At 71.7% G+C, this 749-nt stretch carries 1 protein-coding gene; it reads left to right on the top strand.

Annotation, left to right across the window (positions count from 1 at the left end):
• The first annotated feature begins 202 nt into the window (after positions 1-202).
• The gene (locus KV557_RS41960) at positions 203-577 is read left to right on the top strand and encodes a transglycosylase SLT domain-containing protein (RefSeq protein WP_256178761.1); all 375 of its coding nucleotides are present in this window, start codon (positions 203-205) and stop codon (positions 575-577) included.
• Positions 578-749: the final 172 nt, after the last annotated feature.

Here is a 749-nt window from a genome sequence, read left to right as displayed (position 1 = left end):
CAAGGGGGTCTTGTCGACGACCGATCCCACCTGGCAACAATTGCTCCACCAAGCCACACCGGCTCCTGTCCCGCCGGATGCGGCTCACTGCCGAATCACGCCCCGCGACCTTCGGCCCCTGTCCGGCCACGGTCCAGGACGGGGCGAGACTCGGCCCAACCCGATTGAGGTCCTGCTCTACATGCCCACTCTCAAGCCCCGCATGCGCACCTCTGCCGCGATTCTCGCCGGCGCCGCCGGTCTGACCGCCCTGGGTGCCGCCGTGGTCCCCGCCACCGCCTCCGCCGCGGACGCCTCCCCGCAGGCCATCGCCGCCCAGATCGTCCCGGCCAACCAGCTGGCCTCGTTCAGCCAGATCATCTCCCACGAGTCCGGCTGGAACGTGACCGCGACCAACCCGAGCTCGGGCTCCTACGGACTGGGCCAGGCACTGCCGGCCTCCAAGATGGCCTCCGCCGGCGCCGACTGGAAGACCAACCCGACCACCCAGATCAAGTGGGCCCTGGACTACATGAACTCCCGCTACGGCAGCCCGAACGCCGCCTGGGCGTTCTGGCAGACCCACCACTGGTACTAAGCCGACCCCCTCGGCCCACACCGAACCCCCACCCGCGACCTTGATCACCCTCCCCCTCACCCCAGGGGCCGGACAGGGACCACCGGGATGACCCCGACAGGGCCCGCGCCCGCGCGAACCGCGTGGCACGGGCCCTCTCGCGGTTCCGCTGCCCGCCCCGCGCCGCCCGCCC

The organism is Kitasatospora aureofaciens (genome assembly GCF_019192735.1).
Taxonomy (GTDB): Bacteria; Actinomycetota; Actinomycetes; order Streptomycetales; family Streptomycetaceae; genus Kitasatospora; species Kitasatospora aureofaciens_A.
This window is presented reverse-complemented; position numbering and strand designations above follow the sequence as displayed.